Source organism: Vibrio sp. B1FIG11, from assembly GCF_905175335.1.
GTDB lineage: Bacteria > Pseudomonadota > Gammaproteobacteria > Enterobacterales > Vibrionaceae > Vibrio > Vibrio campbellii.
Genome location: NZ_HG992751.1, coordinates 193,478 through 212,487 on the forward strand (window position 1 = coordinate 193,478; position 19,010 = coordinate 212,487).

Sequence of the window (19,010 nt, forward strand, 5' to 3'; positions counted from 1 at the left end):
GTGAGTGAAACTGTAAAGGAACTCTTTGAGTCAGTTAGTAGCAATGTAAATAGCCGGATCACAAGTCCATTTTTCGGGGCTTTTATTGTGTCATGGGGCATTTTTAACTGGGATAAATTAGCTCTGTTATTTTTTGGGCGTCAAAGTGTTGATAGTCGTGTCTCCGTTTTCAAAAACTCCGTTGAATGGCTTTCTATTGGACATAACAATGTGTGGGATACTTTGTGGTGGCCATTAATTCTATCTTGCTCCTATCTACTTATTTCTCCTTACTTGCATCTAACTATTCAGCAAATCCAAAAACATAGTGAAAAACTAAGATATGGTCACAAAGTAGACCAAGATGTTGATAAAGAATTAGATCGTGGTCGATTAGTGAAAGCGACAGCAAAGGCCAACTTACAAGATAAGGTCGCGGAAGATGAAGTGCGAGCTGAGATTGAAAACTCAGTTGCCAGAACTAAAATGCTGCAAGAGCAAGCTGCCGCCTCTGAAGCCAGAAAGAAACTAATTGAAGAGAAGTACCTTGAGGCGCAAGAAAAAGCTAAAGAGTTGAGACTCAATAACGAAGCTTTGGCACGTAAAGAAGCTAAAAAAGCGCAAGAAGCAAAGAAAGCTGCGTTTGCTTTTGAGAGAAGCAAAGCTGAACATGAAAACGAACTAATCACTCTCCGATTGCCATTTGTATATCAATTCATGAATACCCTTTCGGATAGCTTGAGTGATGATGAAAGACGATACTCGTTATTCCATTTGTCAGAAATCATCGCTGCAACCTTCGGCTACAAAGATTTTGACCAATTGATCAACGATGCATCATTCACAGCCAAGAACATAAAAAAGATAAAGTACCTCTCGTACGACTCGGAAACTTTATTTGATTGTTTGAATAATGTAGTCGAATCAGAAAATGAAGAAGATTATGACTCAAGCTGGTTGTTCGAACATATCCAAATGACGTTGGATCAATATTCATTGCAGTTACAAGACTTAGACAGTGTAGCTGAAGAAGCGATCAATGAACTTTGGGATGCCGACTTGATTGGAGACATTGTTAATTCTGACGCAGGAAGTTCAGAAACAGCCACTACGAACGTTGATTGTTTTGACCAACTAGACGATTTAGAAAGAACAGGATATCGGTGGGTAAATGGTGAAGGGCTCTACATTCGTTACTCTTGTAATCTTTCAGGAGATAGTCACCCTGACAAACCGTTTTCTGGGGATACAATTCACGTAGACTTTGAAGTTAAACATCCGTTAGTAATTGGTGAAGCTGGTCTGGGTGAATTCGAGATGTGTGATGTTAAAGCTCGGGGAAAAGACTATTCAGATGAAAGTGACTGGGCACACTTAAATTTAGGTAATAAACCTGCTGAAGCCAGTACTGAGTTTTAGTTGACTTTCAAAAGGCGTCACGATGACGCCTTTACTCCTTACTCTTTGAAGCAGGGAAGCCCCTGGCTAACACGCCAATCTTTCACTATTTTTACTATCCCTTCAGGCGTATCCTCACCCGGGTTCTCTGGGTAGTAAATTAAGTCTGAACCCGCAGGATGCTCGGTTATTTCCTCAAAAATATCAAGCAGTTCGTCAAGGACTTCATCTGAATCTGATGCATTCTCTTTAAAAATATCTTCGACAAAGCGCAAGAACTCAGCTTCGTTGTAGTCCGTTATACTTTTTTTACTCACTTCATACCTCTATGAATATCAATATGATTTTTGGGTGTGGTCACTTTTAAATTATCTAAATCGTAAACCTTGCCACCATTCTGCACTTCATCTACATGATGTAGCTCAAAAGATTTTCTCTTTCCTACTTTATCTCGACTTCTTGCTTTAGGAGCCTTCCCTAACCCGATTCGAATTTGGTTTTGTGCATTAAATTGTCCCTTTAAATCGCTGTCTTTAGATACCTCTAACCAGAATGCTTTTCGAAACGCATCAAAGCTGCTGAATTCTTTTCCTCTCAGCTTATCAGCTATTTGAGAGGGTATTGGGGCTCCTAAGTCCTTACCTGCACCTGCCAACCAAATGCCAAAGATATCTTCGCCTTTCCCGGTAACGACTCCGGGCTTATCCCTCGGGCTTTCTTTGTAAACCACATAGAGCGGAGCAATACCTGAGCTTTCCGGGAATACCAAGATCGCATCACGCCAGTCTTTCTCTTCTGGCGCAGGCGTAACCGTGACGTTAGCATCGCTATCCGAGTGGATTGGCGTGACCAGTATATCGTCTTTTTCAAAGCCATCACTATGATCGGGCGTGCTTTGCCAACTTGCTTCACCGTTTTCTTCTGGTGTCCAATAGATGGTTGGTCCGTTCTTTTCAATCGCAACGGACAGTTGGCCATTATTTCCCTGTTTCACGTATTTGATGGGGATGCGCGTGTCGTCTACATGATAGCCCTGCACGTGCGGGTAAAACTCTCCATCTTGGGGCTCGGTAATGTGGACACGAACGCGGCTTTGCGCCGTGGTCACCTGGCGTAAATCTTGGTCTGTGTATTGGGTGTTATCGCCAAACAAGCTTTGCTGCATGGCAAACAAGGCGCCAATGCCTTCTACTTGCCAGCGGTAGCCCTCAACGATTTTATCTTTCAATGTACCTGCCAGTTTATCCAACTGCATCGCCGCGGTTTGGGTTTGTTGCGTTTGCTCTGGTGAGCCGGCGACAGCTGCGGAACTTCCCATGGCCATTTGTGCTTGTGTTGCTTGAATGGCGGGTATGACAGCGGCAGGATTTGCATTCGCTTGCGCAAAGAAGAATGACCAAGGGCCGAAGTTACTGATTGACTCTTGTTGGTCACCAATTTCAATACACCCTTCTGGCCTGGTGCAGGATTTAGCGAACACGAGCGAGCTTGTGGCGTCTTTTAAGTTAAGGATGGCGACATCACCTTCGACGAAATCGGCAGCGTTGATGGCTCTATGGGTGGTTAGCCAAAGTAATGCGTCGCTGTGCTGATAATGGCTGTTGCGGATGTTGTTGTAAGTTTGTGGGCGCAGTGGCGGAAAGGTGTCCTTTTTGTCCGGTGCTTGTTTTTGCTGTGCTTCTGCAACAACAATTTCATCACCAATTGCGAGTGATAGAGGGTCGGCCTCAAACACTGGGTTAAGCGAGAGCAAGGCTTTAGCTCCCATACCATACTGTTCAGCTATGCTCTGCCAGGTTTCCCCCGCAACTACGATGTGCGTTGCTGCGGTTTGTTCTGCTTCCGTCTCATCGTTGTTATCTTCTACGCGTGCTTCTTCCGGCTGTTTAGCTGCATCAAACAGTGCAGGAATATCCAACTTTATCCCGTTTTCGCTCAGCCAATCTTCACTGAGGTTATCGAGCTCTTCTCGTGTGATTTGGCGCTCAAGATAAATGATGAATTGGTTCTCAAGGACTTGGTTGGCCAACTTCCAATACACCAATATAGCGCTTTGGTCTTTGGTAAAACCACGCTCATTATTGAGCTTGTCTTGTGTCGATCGCGTAGCGTAAAACGCCCACTTTTCTTGTCCGAGAATTTTGTACTCTTGGACCAGTTCACCATCATTAAAGTGGTAGTAATAGCCCTCTGTCGGCAAGCCTAGGCGTTCGCCCAATCGTACAGCCGGAACGACAGGTATAAAACCTTCCTCAGTTTTATGGCTGCCAGCTTTTTGTAGTGTGACGGCTTCCAGTGGCGTCAGCCCGAGATTGTCATCGGCGATGTGGATATTTAAACGCTTTGGCTCATCAAACACACATAACGCTGTGTAGCGGGTACCTTGCTCGGTATTGGCTTGCTCCCAGCGGGTTACCGCGTTCTCTTTTTCAGTTTTCGCTAAAGCAAAGTCACTGTGCACCATTTTCTTTATGGTGGCATCCGAGCAGCCAACTTCGAAGCTGTACTCGAATTCCTTGGTGATCTCCTCTTCACTTTCGGTTGCTATTGGCTGCGGCGTGTAAGCTCGTTCGAGTGTCGCGGTCTCTACAATACGTGTGCTGTACCCTCCCGTTGCTCTGGGGATTTTAGTCTTTGCTAACAATTCCTTAGTCGCATCATCCGAAAATGCAGAGATAACCTCAGAGTTTAGGCGCCATGTTTTAGGACCAATTGGGTCGTTGTAACTCAGAAGTGCGGGAATTTGAGGTGTATCACTCACGAGTACGAGCTTACCCTCGTGGAGGTGTTGTTTTAGCTGCTCAAAGGTAAGATGAGCAGGAATAGCAGAGACGACATCTGCTTCCGCGAGGTTGTGGAAGTTGCCCTCTATCAACCCGAATTCATGGGACATCAATTCCGAAAGCGGGAGAACTTTGTATGACACGATTTAACCCAAGTTAAGCCAATAATGCCTCTACTTCGCAAAAATCACGCCATTTGCATTAGTCATTAAAAACAATGGGTTACATATACAGTGCTATTAGGTTGTTCAAAATATTGTCGAATTTTCTAATTTATTGGAAATCTAGCCAACTTATTGCGGAGACTTCGAAAGGTAGGTGGGAATTTGAATAGTATGCCTAAAGGTTATGCATACTAATTATAATCGCTTTAAAATCAGTATCATATGAATAATATTATGAGAATTATAGTTCTATTGGTTAATCAGCGTTTTCACTTCGGTCGCCTAAGCTTGCTGCCCAAGTGACTTTTTTGGTGACTTCTGGGCGTTCTTCTCGCCATAAAAAGTCGAGTTCGGTTTTTAGGCGATTGTAGCCTTCACGGGTAATTAAATTGGTTTTCATTTGAGGTAAATCAGCCGTTATTGGATTCTGTTGATCATATTAGCCTTGATTTTGTCTGACTGTAAATTGTTGTGATGACGAGAAAAATAATGCGAAACATCGAAATAATTCATCAAAACCGTGGCTAAGATAAAAAGAGTAACAATTTGCACAAGCACGTTTGAAAAAACAGTGATACATTTTTGACTATAGATGCCTCTGAAAGGATGTTTCAATGCAGGAAAATCATAAAATATTAGTGGTTGATGACGATGCTCGTTTGCGTGCTCTGTTGGAGCGTTACCTTTCTGAGCAAGGTTTTCAAGTGAGAAGTGTCGCTAACGGCGAGCAGATGGACCGTCTTCTGACCCGTGAAAACTTCCACCTTATGGTGCTGGATTTAATGTTGCCGGGCGAAGATGGCTTATCGATTTGTCGTCGTCTACGTCATGCTAACAACATGCTACCTATTCTGATGCTGACAGCGAAAGGCGATGAAGTCGATCGTATTGTTGGCCTTGAAGTGGGTGCAGACGATTACCTACCAAAACCGTTTAACCCGCGTGAACTGTTGGCTCGAATTAAAGCAGTACTTCGCCGCCAAACGGTTGAACTACCTGGTGCACCAAGCACGGAAGAGAAAGTCGTTGAGTTCGGTGACTTCCGTCTGAACCTAGGTACGCGTGAAATGTTCCGTGGTGACGAAGCGATGCCACTGACGTCGGGTGAATTCGCGGTGCTGAAAGCGCTTGTAACTAACGCTCGTGAGCCAATGTCGCGTGATAAGCTGATGAACATGGCTCGTGGTCGTGAATACTCAGCGATGGAGCGTTCTATCGACGTTCAAATCTCACGTCTACGCCGCATGCTAGAAGACGATCCAAGCAAACCACGCTACATCCAAACGGTATGGGGCTTAGGTTACGTGTTCGTCCCAGACGGCAAAGAAGCGTAATACCTGCTAAGGTCTGCCGATAATACTCGGCTGCTCATATTCCACCCTCAAGCTTCCTTCCTGCTTGAGGGCTGGAAACTCGCAATTAATGTTGTTCACTAGGAACAGTCCATTAGGAACTCTCCATGCGAATCCGAAGTTCATTTACACAATCCATTCTGCTGTTCATCTCTTTGCTTCTCGCTAGCCAAGTCTTTTCTTACTACGCCGTTTTTAACTACGCGTTGATGCCAAGTTTGCAGCAGTTCAACAAAATTCTCGCCCACGAGTTGAATCTGGTGCTCGATGAAGATGGTCTACTCAAGGCTGACGCGCCGCTGCGCCACCAACTGCTGGAAAACTTGGGCGTGACGGTACATAGCGTCGATAGCGAGATGATGAATGAGTTCAATCATGCGATGTCGATTGATTTGATGTCGGAAGAGATGACGCAAGAGCTCGGCTCTCCAACAGAAGTGCGTTTGCTGCTTGGCAGTGAAAGTTACATTCTGTGGATGCGCATCGATCAGTTGCCTAACTCCATCATCCGTATTCCGCTTTCAGAACTGCAAGAAGAAGACTTTGCTCCGCTGTTCCGTAATAGCTTAATCATGGCGCTTCTGATCATTGCTGGTGGTTGGTTGTTTATTCGCTTACAAAACCGACCTTTGATTGCGCTAGAGAAAGCCGCGAAAGGAGTAGGTCGAGGTGAAATTCCACCGCCATTGCCAGAGAAGGGTGCTTCAGAAATCCGCTCTGTAACTCGCGCCTTCAACCAGATGTCGAAAGGCATTCAAGAGCTTGAAGAAGACCGTGCGCTACTGATGGCAGGCATTAGCCACGACTTACGTACGCCACTGACGCGTATTCGTCTTGCGACAGAAATGATGTCACCTGAAGACAGTTACTTAGCTGAAGGCATCATCAGTGATACCGAAGAGTGTAACGAGATCATCAGCCAGTTTATGGACTACCTCAAGCCAGTAAATAAAGAGTCGTTTGAGCAGGTGGACATCAATACCATCACTAGCGATGTAGCAACGTCGGAAGGGGGTTATGAAGTCGAAATTGAAACTGACCTCAACCCAACGATGCCAACCGCAAAAGGCAGCCCAATCGCCATCAAACGCGCGGTGAGTAACCTTGTGGTCAATGCTCTGCGTTATGGTAATGGCTGGGTGAAAATCAGTACGGGTGTCACTGCCGACAAACAGTTGGTATGGGTGTGCGTTGAAGACAACGGCCCGGGCATCGAGCAATCGCAAATCGCACGCTTGTTTGAACCTTTCACTCGTGGTGATACGGCACGTGGCAGTGAAGGGACAGGCTTAGGATTAGCCATTGTGAAGCGTATCGTTAGCCAGCATTCTGGCTCGGTTGTGGTACGTAACCGCAGTGAAGGTGGCTTAAGCGCGCAAATCAGTTTCCCAACCAAGTAAGCTTTCTTTGACCAATTGATTCCAATAAAACAGCCCAACCAAAGTTTGGTTGGGCTTTTCGATCATCCTAGTGCAAGGTTAGGATTCTTTTACCTCTTGAGCAACCAGCTCATCTTCCTCTTCCAATTTCTCTGGAAGCAGTAGGTTCAATACGATAGCGGTGATGCCGCCTGCCGCCACACCTGTTGAGAAAATGCTCTTAATGAACTCAGGCATAAATTGCAGAATTTCAGGTTTTGTGCAATGCCCAAACCCATTGAGAACGACAGCGCCATGATTAGGATTGCGCGGCGATCGAGGTCGACACGAGAGATGATGCGCACGCCCGCAGCGGCAATGGTACCGAACATCACGATAGTCGCGCCGCCCAGCACTGGCTCAGGAATCAGCTGAACAAAGCTTGCCACACCCGGGAACAGACCCAGAATCACCAACATGCCTGAGATGAAGTAACCTACGTAACGGCTTGCTACGCCAGTGAGCATTATGATGCCGTTGTTTTGGCTAAAGGTAGAGTTCGGGAAGCTGTTGAATACTGCTGCAATCGCTGAGTTCAGACCGTCAGCTAATACGCCGCCTTTGATTCGCTTCATGTAAACCGGACCTTTCACTGGCTCACCGGAAACTTCAGACGTTGCTGTAATGTCACCAATTGCTTCTAGCGCTGTGATAAAGAAAATCAGAACCAGTGGAATAAACAGCGACCAATCGAAGCTTAAACCGTATTGCATTGGGATTGGCAGCGCGATGAGGTCAGTTTCGCCCAGTGTTGAGGTGTCGACCATGCCCATGAAGTACGCCATGACGTAGCCAACCAGCATTGCAATTACAATTGATGCAACACGTAGGTATGGGTTCTTTGAGCGGTTAAGAATTACGATTAGGCCAAGTACTGTGCCAGCGAGAGCTAACTTGTCTAGGCTACCGAAAGATCCATCGCCCATTGCCGCGTAGCCACCACCCATTGATACCAAACCCACTTGAATTAGGGTCAGGCCAATAAGCGTCACGACAATGCCAGATACCAATGGTGTAATGATGCGGCGTGCGTGTTCTAGGACGCGAGATAGCAGGATTTCAGCAAAAGACGCCACCAAGATAGTACCGAAAATCGCTGCCATCATGGTGCTGATGTCTGCGCCGCCGGCTTTAAGAGAAAGACCCGCACCAATGATTGGACCAAGGAAATTAAAGCTGGTGCCCTGCACTGAAAGCAAACCAGAGCCGATAGGACCAAAGGTACGAATTTGAATAAAAGAAGACACGCCAGATGCAAACAACGACATGCTGATGATAGTGTTGGTTTGGTCAGCAGGCACACCCAAAGACTGACAAATGATCAGAGAGGGAGTGATAACGGCTACGAACATCGCCAATAAGTGCTGAAGTGCAGCAAAAATGGTCTGAGGTAGTGGTGGACGATCGTTTAACTGATAGACCAGTTCCGAAGTTCGGTTTGAAGTTGTCATGTTTGTCTCGCTAGTCGCAATAATTCTTGCCCCAGAGCTCGCTGAATGGGAGTGCTGGGTGGAGTTGACGTTATGACCTGTGATTGCTGTTAATCAGTGTCAACTCAGGTTGGTTTGATGTGACAAGGCGCACACCATAAATTTTGAGCGCGATTATAGAGGGATTTATTCAAAAAGCAAACGTTTGCTTTGGGCTGAAAAGAAAAGGCGATAACGGAATGGTTATCGCCCTTGAGGTTTTACTTTGGGAGGCTAGTTTTTTAAGTGCTTATCGAAGAAGCCCAACACATGAGCGTAATATTTAGCTCGGTGTTCATCTTTGTAAAAGCCATGTCCTTCATCGTCTAACACAAAAGATTCGTATGGGTAGTTGAGCTTGTCGAGTGCTTTAGCCATTGCCTCATAATGTTCAATAGGTGCACGTTGATCTTTTCCCCCATGCACGAGAAGGATAGAAGCTTTCAACTTGTCTGCATTATGAGTTGGAGACATGGCTTTCCAGACTTTAGGGTCGGTTCCCAGTACTTCTTTCAAAAAGCTTAACCCCATGCGGCTATCGGGCACATCACCTTCGGTGAACATCAACTCAAGGTCATAAACACCGGCACTGCCTACGGCGCACTGAAACAACTCAGGTGCAAGGGTGGCTGATTGCAATGCACTGTATCCGCCAAAGCTTCCGCCAGAAATACAGATGCGTTCTTTATCTGCGATGCCTTTTGCGACAATGTGTTTGGTGGCGTCGATGATGTCATATTGAATGTTCGTTCCCCATTTACGATAGCCAGCCTCTTCAAACTGCTTACCGAAACCACCACTGCCACGGAAATTTACTTGCATCACAGCATAGCCATTGTTAGCAAGAAATTGATTCTCCTCGGTAAAACGCCACCAATCTCGTGGACCATGAGGACCGCCATGCGGATTGACGATAAGAGGGAGATTTTTTGCTTCAGTATTTGGTGGCAACGTCAGATAACCAGAGATGGTTTTCCCGTCGCGACTGGTGAACTCAAAAGGCTTCACTTCGGCCATTTTCTCTGGGTCTAACCACTCTCGTGCCGAGAACAGATAACGAATTTCTTTTGGCTCGGTTGTAAATAGGTAGTAATCCCCAGGGTTTCTATCGTTAAAGGCCATAATGACGTAAGCATCACCAGCTTCTGTCTCACTGACTAGGCGAACTTGATGACCAGGTAGAGAAGTTAGGATTTGCTTTAAGTATTCGCTGCGTTTGTTTTTTGGATCAACAAAGGCATAAGTAGGGTAATCACTTTCAAACTCGACCGCGTACAGCTGTTTTGAGTCTGGATCTAACCAATACTCCTTCGGATCGACGGTATCATCCGAAGCAACTTTTGTACTTTTACCGGTTTTTAAGTTGAGGTGATGGATTGCTCTTGGCTCACCTGACTGACTAATCGCGGCATAAACGGAATCTTGATTCTCTGCAAAGGAGATAGGATAGAACTCTTTGAAATTTTTTAAAGCCGCCAATTTATCGGAGCTTTTCCATTGATCGTTGACGCGATAATAAAGCTCGACTTTGTTATTGCTATTCAAACCTGAAACAAAGCGAACTTCACCATCATGGTCGGTGAGAAACCGACTAAACGGGATGGGTGCTGTCGTTATCTTTGAGCGCCTACCGGTGTATACGTTGACGCGGTACACCTCTCTTGGTGCTTCCAAGTTGAAACTGAATTCACCGAAAGGAAGAGCTGAAACTAAGATATGGCGGTCGTCCTCAGGCAGAATATCTAAGACATCACCGTAAGCTCTTACGATAGATGATGCTCGCACTAGGCGGCTAGTTTGAGGAGGGTTATAACCAAATATATAAGCGTATTTGTTTCCATCCACATTGGCCGAGACGAGTTCGCCATAGTAGCGAGGAGCGGTAGACCAACTCTTTAAATATTCTTTGGATGCGACAACTCGTTCATTATTGACCCAATAATAATCACCCACTTGCTCGTTACCTGAGAAGCGCAGCACACTGCTCGGCTGCATGGTTTTACTGTCGAGTATAACCAGAGCATCTTTGCCATCGATGCTGGACTCAAAGGCTAAGTGCTTGCCATCTGGTGAGATTTTTGGATTAAAGTAAGCCGAACTTTTGGCAAAAAGCTCTGCCGACTGAAGAATCGCGCTCTGTTTATCTTGCGCTGCTATGGGGGCGGAGTGTACAGAGCCAACTAATGCTGCTGTGACCGCAAGCAAGGTACGTTTTTTCATGCATCTATCCTTGATGACATTGTGTATTTATGACGTTTTTTATATCCGCTTGGAGTATTAACTTTATGTAGAGTTTACTTGCTCTAACTTGTCGTAATTATTGAATAAAGTCGAGTTGGCTTTTATTAAATGAGATATTCATTGGTGCAATGAATGTATGCGAAACCAACCTTACAGAACAGTGTCTGTAAGGAGGTTTATTGATGGAGCGAGGGTCGGTGAGAAAAGAAGAGCTTACGCCTTAGAGTAAATGTCACGCTCACCTAACCAACGGTCAATAATTGCTGTCGCATTCGTTGGGTAGTTGTCATGAATGTAACGCGCGATGCGTTGAACTTCCGGAATCAAGCGCTGGTCTCGCACTAAGTCGGCAATTTTAAAATCTGCCAAGCCAGTTTGTTTGGTACCTAGAAGCTCACCCGGTCCACGAATCTCTAAGTCTTTCTGTGCAATCACAAAGCCGTCGTTGCTTTCACGTAATACGCCTAAACGTTTTTGGGCGGTTTTGATAGTGGCGAGTGATACAGCAACACACAATGGCTCGCCACTGAACCTCGACCAACACGACCTCTAAGCTGATGCAACTGAGCCAAACCTAAACGCTCTGGGTTCTCGATGATCATCAGGCTGGAGTTGGGGACGTCAACGCCAACTTCAATCACTGTCGTTGCAACCAGTAAATGCAGCTTGTTGTCTTTGAAATCCTGCATTACCGCTTGCTTCTCAGCGGGCTTCATTCGTCCGTGCACAAGGCCAATTTTTACGTCAGGCAGTTTACGTTGCAGCTCTTCTGCAGTGTCAGCGGCGGCTTGAGCTTCCAAGACCTCAGATTCATCAATTAAGGTACATACCCAATACGCTTGTTTGCCTTCGTTTAAGCAAGCATTGCGCACTCGTTCGACGATATCATCGCGTTTGGTGTCTGGAATCGCGACGGTCTGGATTGGTGTTCGACCTGGCGGTAACTCATCAATCACCGACGTTTCTAAGTCAGCATAAGCTGTCATGGCTAATGTTCGCGGAATTGGCGTTGCTGTCATGATGAGCTGATGTGGATAAGCGCCTTGTTTCGCGCCTTTCTCGCGTAGCTCTAAGCGCTGGTGGACACCAAAGCGGTGCTGTTCATCAATAATGACCAAAGCAAGATGATGAAACTCAACATGTTCTTGGAAAAGAGCGTGAGTGCCCACGACCATTTTCGCTTCACCGCTGGCAATGCGCGCCAATTCGGCTTCTTTGGCTTTACCTTTTAATTTGCCCGCCAGCCAACCGACCTGAATGCCCATTTTCTCAAACCAATTGGCGAAGTTAATCGCGTGCTGCTCGGCGAGCAGTTCGGTCGGTGCCATTAAAGCGACTTGATAGCCGTGTTCAATGGCTCTGACGGCAGCAAGCGCAGCAACTAAAGTTTTCCCCGAGCCTACGTCACCTTGAACAAGGCGCATCATTGGGTGCGTTTTTTCTAAGTCAGCTTCAATTTCTTTAACGACTCGTGCTTGAGCATTGGTCGGCGAGAAGGGCAATTGAGCCAGTAGTTGCTTTTTCAGCGAGTCACACGACGCCAAAGGCAATGCAACGTCCTGTTGTCCTTTGCTGCGCACTGCCAACATAGAGAGGTTCTGCGCCAGTAATTCTTCCATGATCAAACGAATTTGAGCTGGGTGTTTACCTTCATCAAATTCATCCAAATTAATGGTTGGAGGCGGTCGATGAATCGTATGCAGCGCTTGCGACATAGTGATCTGGTGATTGTACAAACCGGAAGGCAGCAACTCTTGCACTGCGGCTTTATCGAGGAGTGATAAGGCTTGTTCCGTCAGGTTACGCAAAGTGATTTGACGTAACCCATCGGTGGTTGGATAAACGGGGGTTAAGCTTTGTTCCACATCCGGCTTTTGTTCACTTACATAAAACTTGTAGTCAGGGTGAACAATCTCTAAGCCCATACCACCACGCTTTATTTCACCGTAAGCGTGTACTAACTTACCATTCGAGAAATTGTTCTTCATCGCGGCAGTAAAGTTAAAAAAGCGTAGAGTAATGGTGCCATTGCCGTCGCTGATTTTTACTGTCAGCATTTTGCGTTTGCCGAAAGTAGTATCGACAGCCATGACTTTGCCCTGTACCGCTGCCCAGAGCCCAGCATGAAGCTTGGCTATTGGGTAAATGCGAGTGCGATCTTCGTAACGAAGAGGAAGGTGGAACAGTAGATCTTGAACGCTATGCAAGCCAACTTTGGCGAGTTTTTCTGCGACTTTGGCGCCAACTCCAGACAGAGAGGTTAAAGGAACAGCAGATAACATTTGGGCAGACATAGCGGGCTCAAGAAAATAGTTAACATAGCAGTATGTTAACCACGAAGCTGTGTTTTTGTACAGGATTAAGTTAGAGAAAGGGATATGGGAACGCTTACGCTCCGAGATTCGAGAACGCTTCGCTTTGGGAATCGGGATGTGTGCACTGGGGTATGGACTGAAAGAAGCTTAAGTATAGAAATAGTTGACAGAACTTGTCCCCAGAAAGGCAAAATAGAGTCGAATCCCGAATCCCGAATCCCGAATCCCGAATCCCGAATCCCGAATCCCGAATCCCGAATCCCGAATCCCGAATCCCGAATCCCGAATCCCGAATCCCGAATCCCGAATCCCGAATCCCGAATCCCGAATCCCGAATCCCGAATCCCGAATTTATTTCTTCTGCATCTCTTTCCACCATGATTCGTCAGCCACAATTTGGCCTTCGTCATCAAGTTGTGGATATTCTAGCCCTTTGCGTTTCGCTACCTTTGCTAAGACTGGATGGCCACGTTCAAACAGAATGCGGTTGATGGTCTCTTTTGGTAGCGCGCTTTCCTCACGCTCGTACATGCCAGCGGCTTCACGCTGACGCTGCGCTTCATAAAGAATCACAGCACTGGCGACTGAGACATTCAAAGATTGCACCATACCTATCATTGGAATAATGATGTCTTGGTCTGCGAGTTTCTTCGCTTGCTCTGAAGCGCCAATTTTTTCGCTACCCAGAATGATCGCCGTTGGCTTGGTGTAGTCGATTTCACGAAAGTCGACTGCGGTGTCCGAAAGGTTGGTGACCAGAACTTGCATGCCTTGTGCTTTGAGCTCGGTAATCGCAGTTTCAATCGAATCGTGAGTATCCACTTCAACCCAGTTGCGTGCACCTGCTGAGGTGTGGGTTAGTGTGCGCATTTTGTCTGGCCAAATCGCATGAACTTTGTGTAAGCCTGTTGCGTCAGCGGTACGGATTACGGCGGAAACATTGTTCGGCTTATGAACTTCTTCAAGGCACAGGGTGAGGTCGGTTTGGCGTGCTTTTAACACCTGATGGATGCGGTTGTAACGTTCTAAATTCATAATAAATAGGGATATAAAAAAATCGCCACCCAGAGTGTGGGTGGCGATAGAGTTTAGTTCTTTCTTCGTCTGACTCGAGTCGCCTGTGGCATGGTCTTAATCTTACGCATGATGCCAGCAAGGTGAACACGATCTTTGGTGGTTAGCAGAACGGTAACGGTGTACAAGCGACCGTCGCGTTCTTCGGTTGAAAGACCGTGAATGTTCGAACCGGTTTTCGAAATCACATTGGTCAATTCCGCTAACGCACCTTGGTTGTTGAGCATATCGACTTTCAGTTCCGCGATGAACTCTTTGTCGTACTCTTCAGACCAAGCGACTGCCATGTATTTGTCCGGCTCTTTCTGGTATCCGCGAACGTTTGGACATGTTTCACGGTGAACCACAAGACCACGACCTGGTGATACGTGAGCAATGATGTGGTCATCCGGTATAGGGTGACAACAATTTGCGAAAGTCAGTAGCAGACCTTCTGCACCACGGATTGGCAGTTTCTTGTTGGATTCGTTTGGAATCGAGCTTGTGGTGGTCAATTCATCAGTGTCACCCAATAAGCGACGTGCGATGACGATACTCATCAACTCACCCAAACCAATTGCTGCTAGCAGATCATCGACGCTTTCTAGGCGCAGATCCGTCAGCACTTCTTGGATGTTTTCTGGGTAGATTGAATCAATCGAATGACGACCTAAAGCGTGATTCAGTAGACGACGACCCAAGGTAATCGACTCTTCACGACGCATGGTCTTCAACACTTGACGAATCTTAGTGCGAGCGCGAGAAGTCACGACATAGTTTAACCAAGCCGCGTTTGGACGCGCACCTGGTGCACTGATGATTTCTACTGTCTGACCGTTCTTCAGTGCCTTACTTAGTGGGTAAGGGTTACGGTCAACGCGAGCACCAACACAAGAGTTACCGACATCAGTATGTACGGCATAAGCAAAGTCGACAGCCGTTGCGCCTAATGGCAGTTCAACGATACGACCTTTTGGTGTGAAGACGTAAATCTCATCTGGGAAAAGATCCGATTTTACGTTTTCAATGAATTCGAATGAGTTACCAGCGCTTTGTTGTAGCTCAAGCAGGCTTTGCATCCAACGCTGAGCTTTCACTTGCGCTGTTGTGCCAGACTTGTCGCCCTTGTCTTTGTATGACCAGTGCGCAGCGACACCTTTGTCCGCCATTTGATCCATATCTTCGGTACGGATCTGAACTTCAACTGGCACGCCATGAGGGCCAACCATAGAAGTATGCAGCGATTGGTAGCCGTTCGCTTTCGGTACCGCAATGTAATCTTTCATGCGACCAGGACGGGGCTTATACAAGCTGTGCACTTGGCCTAGAACGCGATAACAAGTATCGGCAGTATCAACAACCACTCGGAAAGCGTAGATATCCATGATGGTGTGGAAACGCTGTTCTTTGGTTTTCATCTTGTTGTAGATGGAGAACAGGTTTTTTTCACGACCTAACACGCGCGCATTCAAGCCAACATCTTCGAGTCGACCTTCAATTTCGCTGTGAATACGTTGGATCATCTCTTTACGATTACCACGTGCCGCTCTTACCACTTCTTTTAGAACGCGGTAGCGGTTCGGGTAAAGCGCTTCGAAGCCAAGCTCCTCAAGTTCCGTTTTGATATTGTGAATACCAAGACGGTGAGCCAGTGGCGCGTAGATTTCCAGTGTTTCACGAGCAATACGGCGTTTTTTGTCAGGGCGCAGGGCACCTAACGTGCGCATGTTGTGCGTACGGTCAGCCAGTTTGATCAGGATAACGCGGATGTCTTGCACCATCGCCAGAACCATCTTACGGAAGTTCTCGGCTTGAGCCTCTTTCCTATCGCGGAATTTGAGTTTGTCCAGTTTAGATACACCATCAACCAGCTCAGCGACGGTATTGCCGAATTTCTCTTCGAGATCTTCTTTTGTAACGTCACAGTCTTCGATGACGTCATGCAGCAACGCAGCTTGGAGGGTTTCGATATCGAGGCGCATTTCGGCCAAGATTCGAGCCACAGCGACTGGGTGGATGATGTATGGTTCACCGCTTGAGCGGGTTTGCCCTTCATGGGCATCTCTTGCTACCACATAAGATTGACGCAGAGCCTCAATTTGAGGCTCTGTTAGGTATTCTTGGGCAACGTCTTTGAGGCTATCGAATAGATACAAATTATAGGCCCGGGAGGTTGTTGAATTCTAAAGTCAGAATTAACGGTTGTGAGCGATGCTGCTTACTGCCGCTAGCTCTGCCGCTTCTTGCTCTTGCTGTTCTTGACGTTCACGAGCGTCTAGAACTTCTTTAGTAATTAAACCTTCTTCGATTTCGCGTAGAGCGATAACCGTTGGCTTATCGTTCTCTTCTGGCACTAGTGCATCTTTACCGCCAGTTTGCATTTGACGAGCGCGGCGAGCCGCAATCAGTACTAGGTCGAAACGGTTGCCAACTTTTTCAACAGCGTCTTGAACAGTTACGCGTGCCATGAGGACTCCAAATAGTTAACTAAATTTTGAATGACGAGAAAGTATACAGTCTCAGCGTAATATTTACTAGCGATAAGACGTGCAACAACAATGACTTTCTATATAAGCAATATAAGCTTCCTTACCGTAATAAAGAAGCGAAAATTTGTGTTTCAGTGCAGAATTACTCTGCTAGAAGCGCATCAAGCATACCTTTATATTTAGCAGCTTGCTTTTCTTCCTTCAATCTTTCCGCACGTAGGATGGCTTTAAAGTCCATCAATGCAGTATCGAAATCGTCGTTTACGATTACGTAATCGTACTCGTTGTAGTGTGAGATTTCAGATTTTGCTTCTGCCATGCGTTTTGCGATCACTTCTTCGCTGTCTTGACCACGAGTGTTTAGACGGCGTTCTAGCTCACCATTTGATGGTGGTAGGATAAAGATGCTTTTCGCTTCTGACATTTGCTCACGGATTTGACGTGCGCCTTGCCAGTCGATGTCTAGGAAAACGTCGATGCCTTTGTTTAGCGTTTCTTCAATCCATACGCGTGATGTACCGTAGTAGTTACCAAACACTTCTGCGTATTCTAGGAAGTCGCCTTGTGCAATCAGAGCTTCAAACTCTTCTTTTGCAACGAAATGGTAGTGGATACCGTTTTCTTCGCCAGGGCGCATGCCACGAGTAGTATGAGACACAGACACTTTCATTGCATATGTTGGGTTACGCTCCAACATTGCTGAGATCAAGCTAGATTTACCTGCGCCGCTAGGTGCAGATACGATATAGAGAGTACCTTTGCCCATTGTACTGTTCCACTTTTGGTTGGATTGAGTGAATGCCGAAAGAAGTCTCGACCTTGTTGTCATGCCAATGACGTTTATTCACGAGATTGGTATAACGATAGCACTGGCGTTGATGACTTCCTCACCAAACTGCTTGAGATTGGTGATAAACCCGCCAGAAAAATGGAGGCGAAGAGTATCATGATCTCCCTGAGGTTGCTAGCCGATCTTTTGGATCTTTGAGGTGTGGTATGAATTCGCCTTCCTTATACGGAAACGAAAAAAGGGGAAGCTTTCACTTCCCCAGGCGTGCGACTGACTCACACTTAATTTTCGGAGCTACCATTAACCACTTTGGTTACTACTTCGCAGATGTTGGTTTCCTGTTAGCCTTGGGACTCTAGGAAGTTGATCCAAGGGCTCGCGACAGGCTTCATGTCAGGCGATTGCGCCGCACTCTTCATTGCTTTTAGTGCATTACTTGGCTGATTTAATTCGAAATATGCCATACCTCGAATGTAGTTCAGCTCACCTTTATCATCACGCTTGGCGTCTGGCGCAGCATTCTTGGCAAACTTGGTTGCTGCAGAGTACTGCTTATCCAAGATCATCAAACGAGCAATCTTGATCTGCGTTTTTGCTTTTGGCGCTAAATTATAAGCCGCAACATAGGTTTCAATCGACTTATCGAGCTCCTGTGCTTGCTGCCAGAAAGAAGCCAACTTCTCCAAGTTTTCAGCATTACGCGTGATCTTGCCTTCATCCATCGACGCTTGCATTGTCTTGGCTGCGCGGAAAGGTACACCTTGATAAGCTTGGAAGTTCACTAAACGTAAGTACTCTTTTTCTTCCTCTAGAAGGCCTAATTTATGAGCCATCTCCAACGTAGAAAGTGCATTTCGTTCTTGATTTAACTCCATGTAAATACCAGACAATTGAGTCCAGTAGCGCTTATTTTTTGGATACTTGGTGGTTAAAATTTTCAGTACTCCAGCAACACTTTTGAATTGCTTAAGTTCATAATGCGCGGACATCAGCAATTGATACCAAGACTCACTTGGATTCTTACTCATTGCGATTGCTTTTTTGGTCGGTGGAATCGCATTTTTGTAATCAGATAACTGAACATAAGCACTCGCTAATGTTATGTATGCGTGTGCTTGTGGCTTTTCTTCCGTCGTTTCAGCAATCTTGAACCATTCCTTCATCGTAACAACAGACTTTTTAAACTGGCCTTCTGCTAGATAAAGCTGAGCTAAGCTATAACGTACTTGTTGTGCTACTGGTACTGGTAGAGCGTCTAAACTCAAAGCTTGAGCAAAGTATTTCGCGGCCTTAGGGTAGTCGTCCTTTAATGAATATAGGAACCCCATTTGTTGTAGCAAAACGGCTTTGTCATATTGCTTCTTGCCAGAGCTTTCCAGCGCCGAGTTAATCTTTGAAATCGCTTTAGAGTAATTTTCTTCGGCGATAAGTTCTTGAACTTTATTTACTGTTCGAAACGTTCTGTCAGACAACTCTGGTGTTTTTGCTAGGGCAGGTGCGCTGTACGCACCTGCAATAACCAATAGAGAAGCTAACAATTTTGTATATGTTTTCATGTT

General features: G+C 46.2%; 11 protein-coding genes and 3 pseudogenes. 3 read left to right on the top strand and 11 right to left on the bottom strand.

Going from position 1 to position 19,010, the window contains the following annotated elements; all coding sequences use genetic code 11:
* Positions 1 to 1,398: a hypothetical protein gene (locus KHO06_RS00880; protein ID WP_212581957.1), complete on the top strand. Its 1,398-nt coding sequence runs from the start codon at positions 1 to 3 to the stop codon at positions 1,396 to 1,398.
* Positions 1,399 to 1,436: 38 nt separating this feature from the next.
* Here the strand turns inward: KHO06_RS00880 and KHO06_RS00885 are convergent, their stop codons facing one another.
* From KHO06_RS00885 to KHO06_RS00895, 3 genes and pseudogenes are all read right to left on the bottom strand, one after another.
* Positions 1,437 to 1,694: a bacteriocin immunity protein gene (locus KHO06_RS00885; protein ID WP_212581958.1), complete on the bottom strand. Its 258-nt coding sequence runs from the start codon at positions 1,692 to 1,694 to the stop codon at positions 1,437 to 1,439.
* Positions 1,691 to 4,270, bottom strand: coding sequence for an S-type pyocin domain-containing protein (locus KHO06_RS00890; RefSeq protein WP_212581959.1), 2,580 nt, complete (start codon positions 4,268 to 4,270; stop codon positions 1,691 to 1,693). Before KHO06_RS00890 ends, KHO06_RS00885 begins: the two co-directional genes overlap by 4 nt.
* Before the next feature lie 313 nt (positions 4,271 to 4,583).
* Positions 4,584 to 4,724 (bottom strand): annotated as a pseudogene (locus KHO06_RS00895) (transcription elongation factor GreB); the annotation flags it as partial.
* A 214-nt stretch (positions 4,725 to 4,938) separates the two neighbouring features.
* Here KHO06_RS00895 and ompR point away from each other — a divergent pair.
* Together ompR and envZ are read left to right on the top strand one after the other, a co-directional pair.
* On the top strand, positions 4,939 to 5,658 hold the full coding sequence (gene ompR / locus KHO06_RS00900; RefSeq protein WP_005430151.1) for a two-component system response regulator OmpR: 720 nt from the start codon (positions 4,939 to 4,941) through the stop codon (positions 5,656 to 5,658).
* Between the two features lie 125 nt (positions 5,659 to 5,783).
* On the top strand, positions 5,784 to 7,076 hold the full coding sequence (gene envZ, locus KHO06_RS00905) for a two-component system sensor histidine kinase EnvZ (RefSeq protein WP_041057249.1): 1,293 nt from the start codon (positions 5,784 to 5,786) through the stop codon (positions 7,074 to 7,076).
* Between the two features lie 78 nt (positions 7,077 to 7,154).
* Here the strand turns inward: envZ and KHO06_RS00910 are convergent.
* From KHO06_RS00910 to KHO06_RS00945, 8 genes and pseudogenes are all read right to left on the bottom strand, one after another.
* Positions 7,155 to 8,545, bottom strand: a pseudogene (locus KHO06_RS00910) (uracil-xanthine permease family protein).
* 252 nt (positions 8,546 to 8,797) lie between these two features.
* Positions 8,798 to 10,783 (bottom strand): S9 family peptidase, encoded by a 1,986-nt coding sequence (locus KHO06_RS00915; protein ID WP_212581960.1) that lies wholly within the window; start codon positions 10,781 to 10,783, stop codon positions 8,798 to 8,800.
* A 234-nt stretch (positions 10,784 to 11,017) separates the two neighbouring features.
* Positions 11,018 to 13,098 (bottom strand): annotated as a pseudogene (recG, locus tag KHO06_RS00920) (ATP-dependent DNA helicase RecG).
* A gap of 372 nt (positions 13,099 to 13,470) precedes the next feature.
* Complete coding sequence (gene trmH / locus KHO06_RS00925; protein WP_005430068.1) at positions 13,471 to 14,154, bottom strand: tRNA (guanosine(18)-2'-O)-methyltransferase TrmH; 684 nt, start codon at positions 14,152 to 14,154, stop codon at positions 13,471 to 13,473.
* Positions 14,155 to 14,207: 53 nt separating this feature from the next.
* A complete protein-coding gene (spoT, locus tag KHO06_RS00930; protein ID WP_005434453.1) occupies positions 14,208 to 16,328 on the bottom strand; it encodes a bifunctional GTP diphosphokinase/guanosine-3',5'-bis pyrophosphate 3'-pyrophosphohydrolase in 2,121 nt (706 codons plus the stop codon).
* A gap of 39 nt (positions 16,329 to 16,367) precedes the next feature.
* Entirely contained in the window at positions 16,368 to 16,640 is a 273-nt protein-coding gene (gene rpoZ, locus KHO06_RS00935; protein WP_005379346.1) for a DNA-directed RNA polymerase subunit omega, read from the bottom strand.
* 163 nt (positions 16,641 to 16,803) lie between these two features.
* On the bottom strand, positions 16,804 to 17,427 hold the full coding sequence (gene gmk, locus KHO06_RS00940) for a guanylate kinase (protein WP_005430186.1): 624 nt from the start codon (positions 17,425 to 17,427) through the stop codon (positions 16,804 to 16,806).
* Positions 17,428 to 17,792: 365 nt separating this feature from the next.
* Positions 17,793 to 19,007, bottom strand: a complete 1,215-nt coding sequence (locus KHO06_RS00945; protein WP_045368228.1) for a hypothetical protein — start codon at positions 19,005 to 19,007, stop codon at positions 17,793 to 17,795.
* Positions 19,008 to 19,010: the final 3 nt, after the last annotated feature.

What these genes read in the sequence shown, in the direction of transcription:
- KHO06_RS00945 (WP_045368228.1), bottom strand. Translation starts at nt 19,007, where the DNA reads ATGAAAACATATACAAAATTGTTAGCTTCTCTATTGGTTATTGCAGGT.
- ompR (WP_005430151.1), top strand. Translation starts at nt 4,939, where the DNA reads ATGCAGGAAAATCATAAAATATTAGTGGTTGATGACGATGCTCGTTTG.
- envZ (WP_041057249.1), top strand. Translation starts at nt 5,784, where the DNA reads ATGCGAATCCGAAGTTCATTTACACAATCCATTCTGCTGTTCATCTCT.
- gmk (WP_005430186.1), bottom strand. Translation starts at nt 17,427, where the DNA reads ATGGGCAAAGGTACTCTCTATATCGTATCTGCACCTAGCGGCGCAGGT.
- rpoZ (WP_005379346.1), bottom strand. Translation starts at nt 16,640, where the DNA reads ATGGCACGCGTAACTGTTCAAGACGCTGTTGAAAAAGTTGGCAACCGT.
- trmH (WP_005430068.1), bottom strand. Translation starts at nt 14,154, where the DNA reads ATGAATTTAGAACGTTACAACCGCATCCATCAGGTGTTAAAAGCACGC.
- KHO06_RS00890 (WP_212581959.1), bottom strand. Translation starts at nt 4,270, where the DNA reads ATGTCCCATGAATTCGGGTTGATAGAGGGCAACTTCCACAACCTCGCG.
- KHO06_RS00915 (WP_212581960.1), bottom strand. Translation starts at nt 10,783, where the DNA reads ATGAAAAAACGTACCTTGCTTGCGGTCACAGCAGCATTAGTTGGCTCT.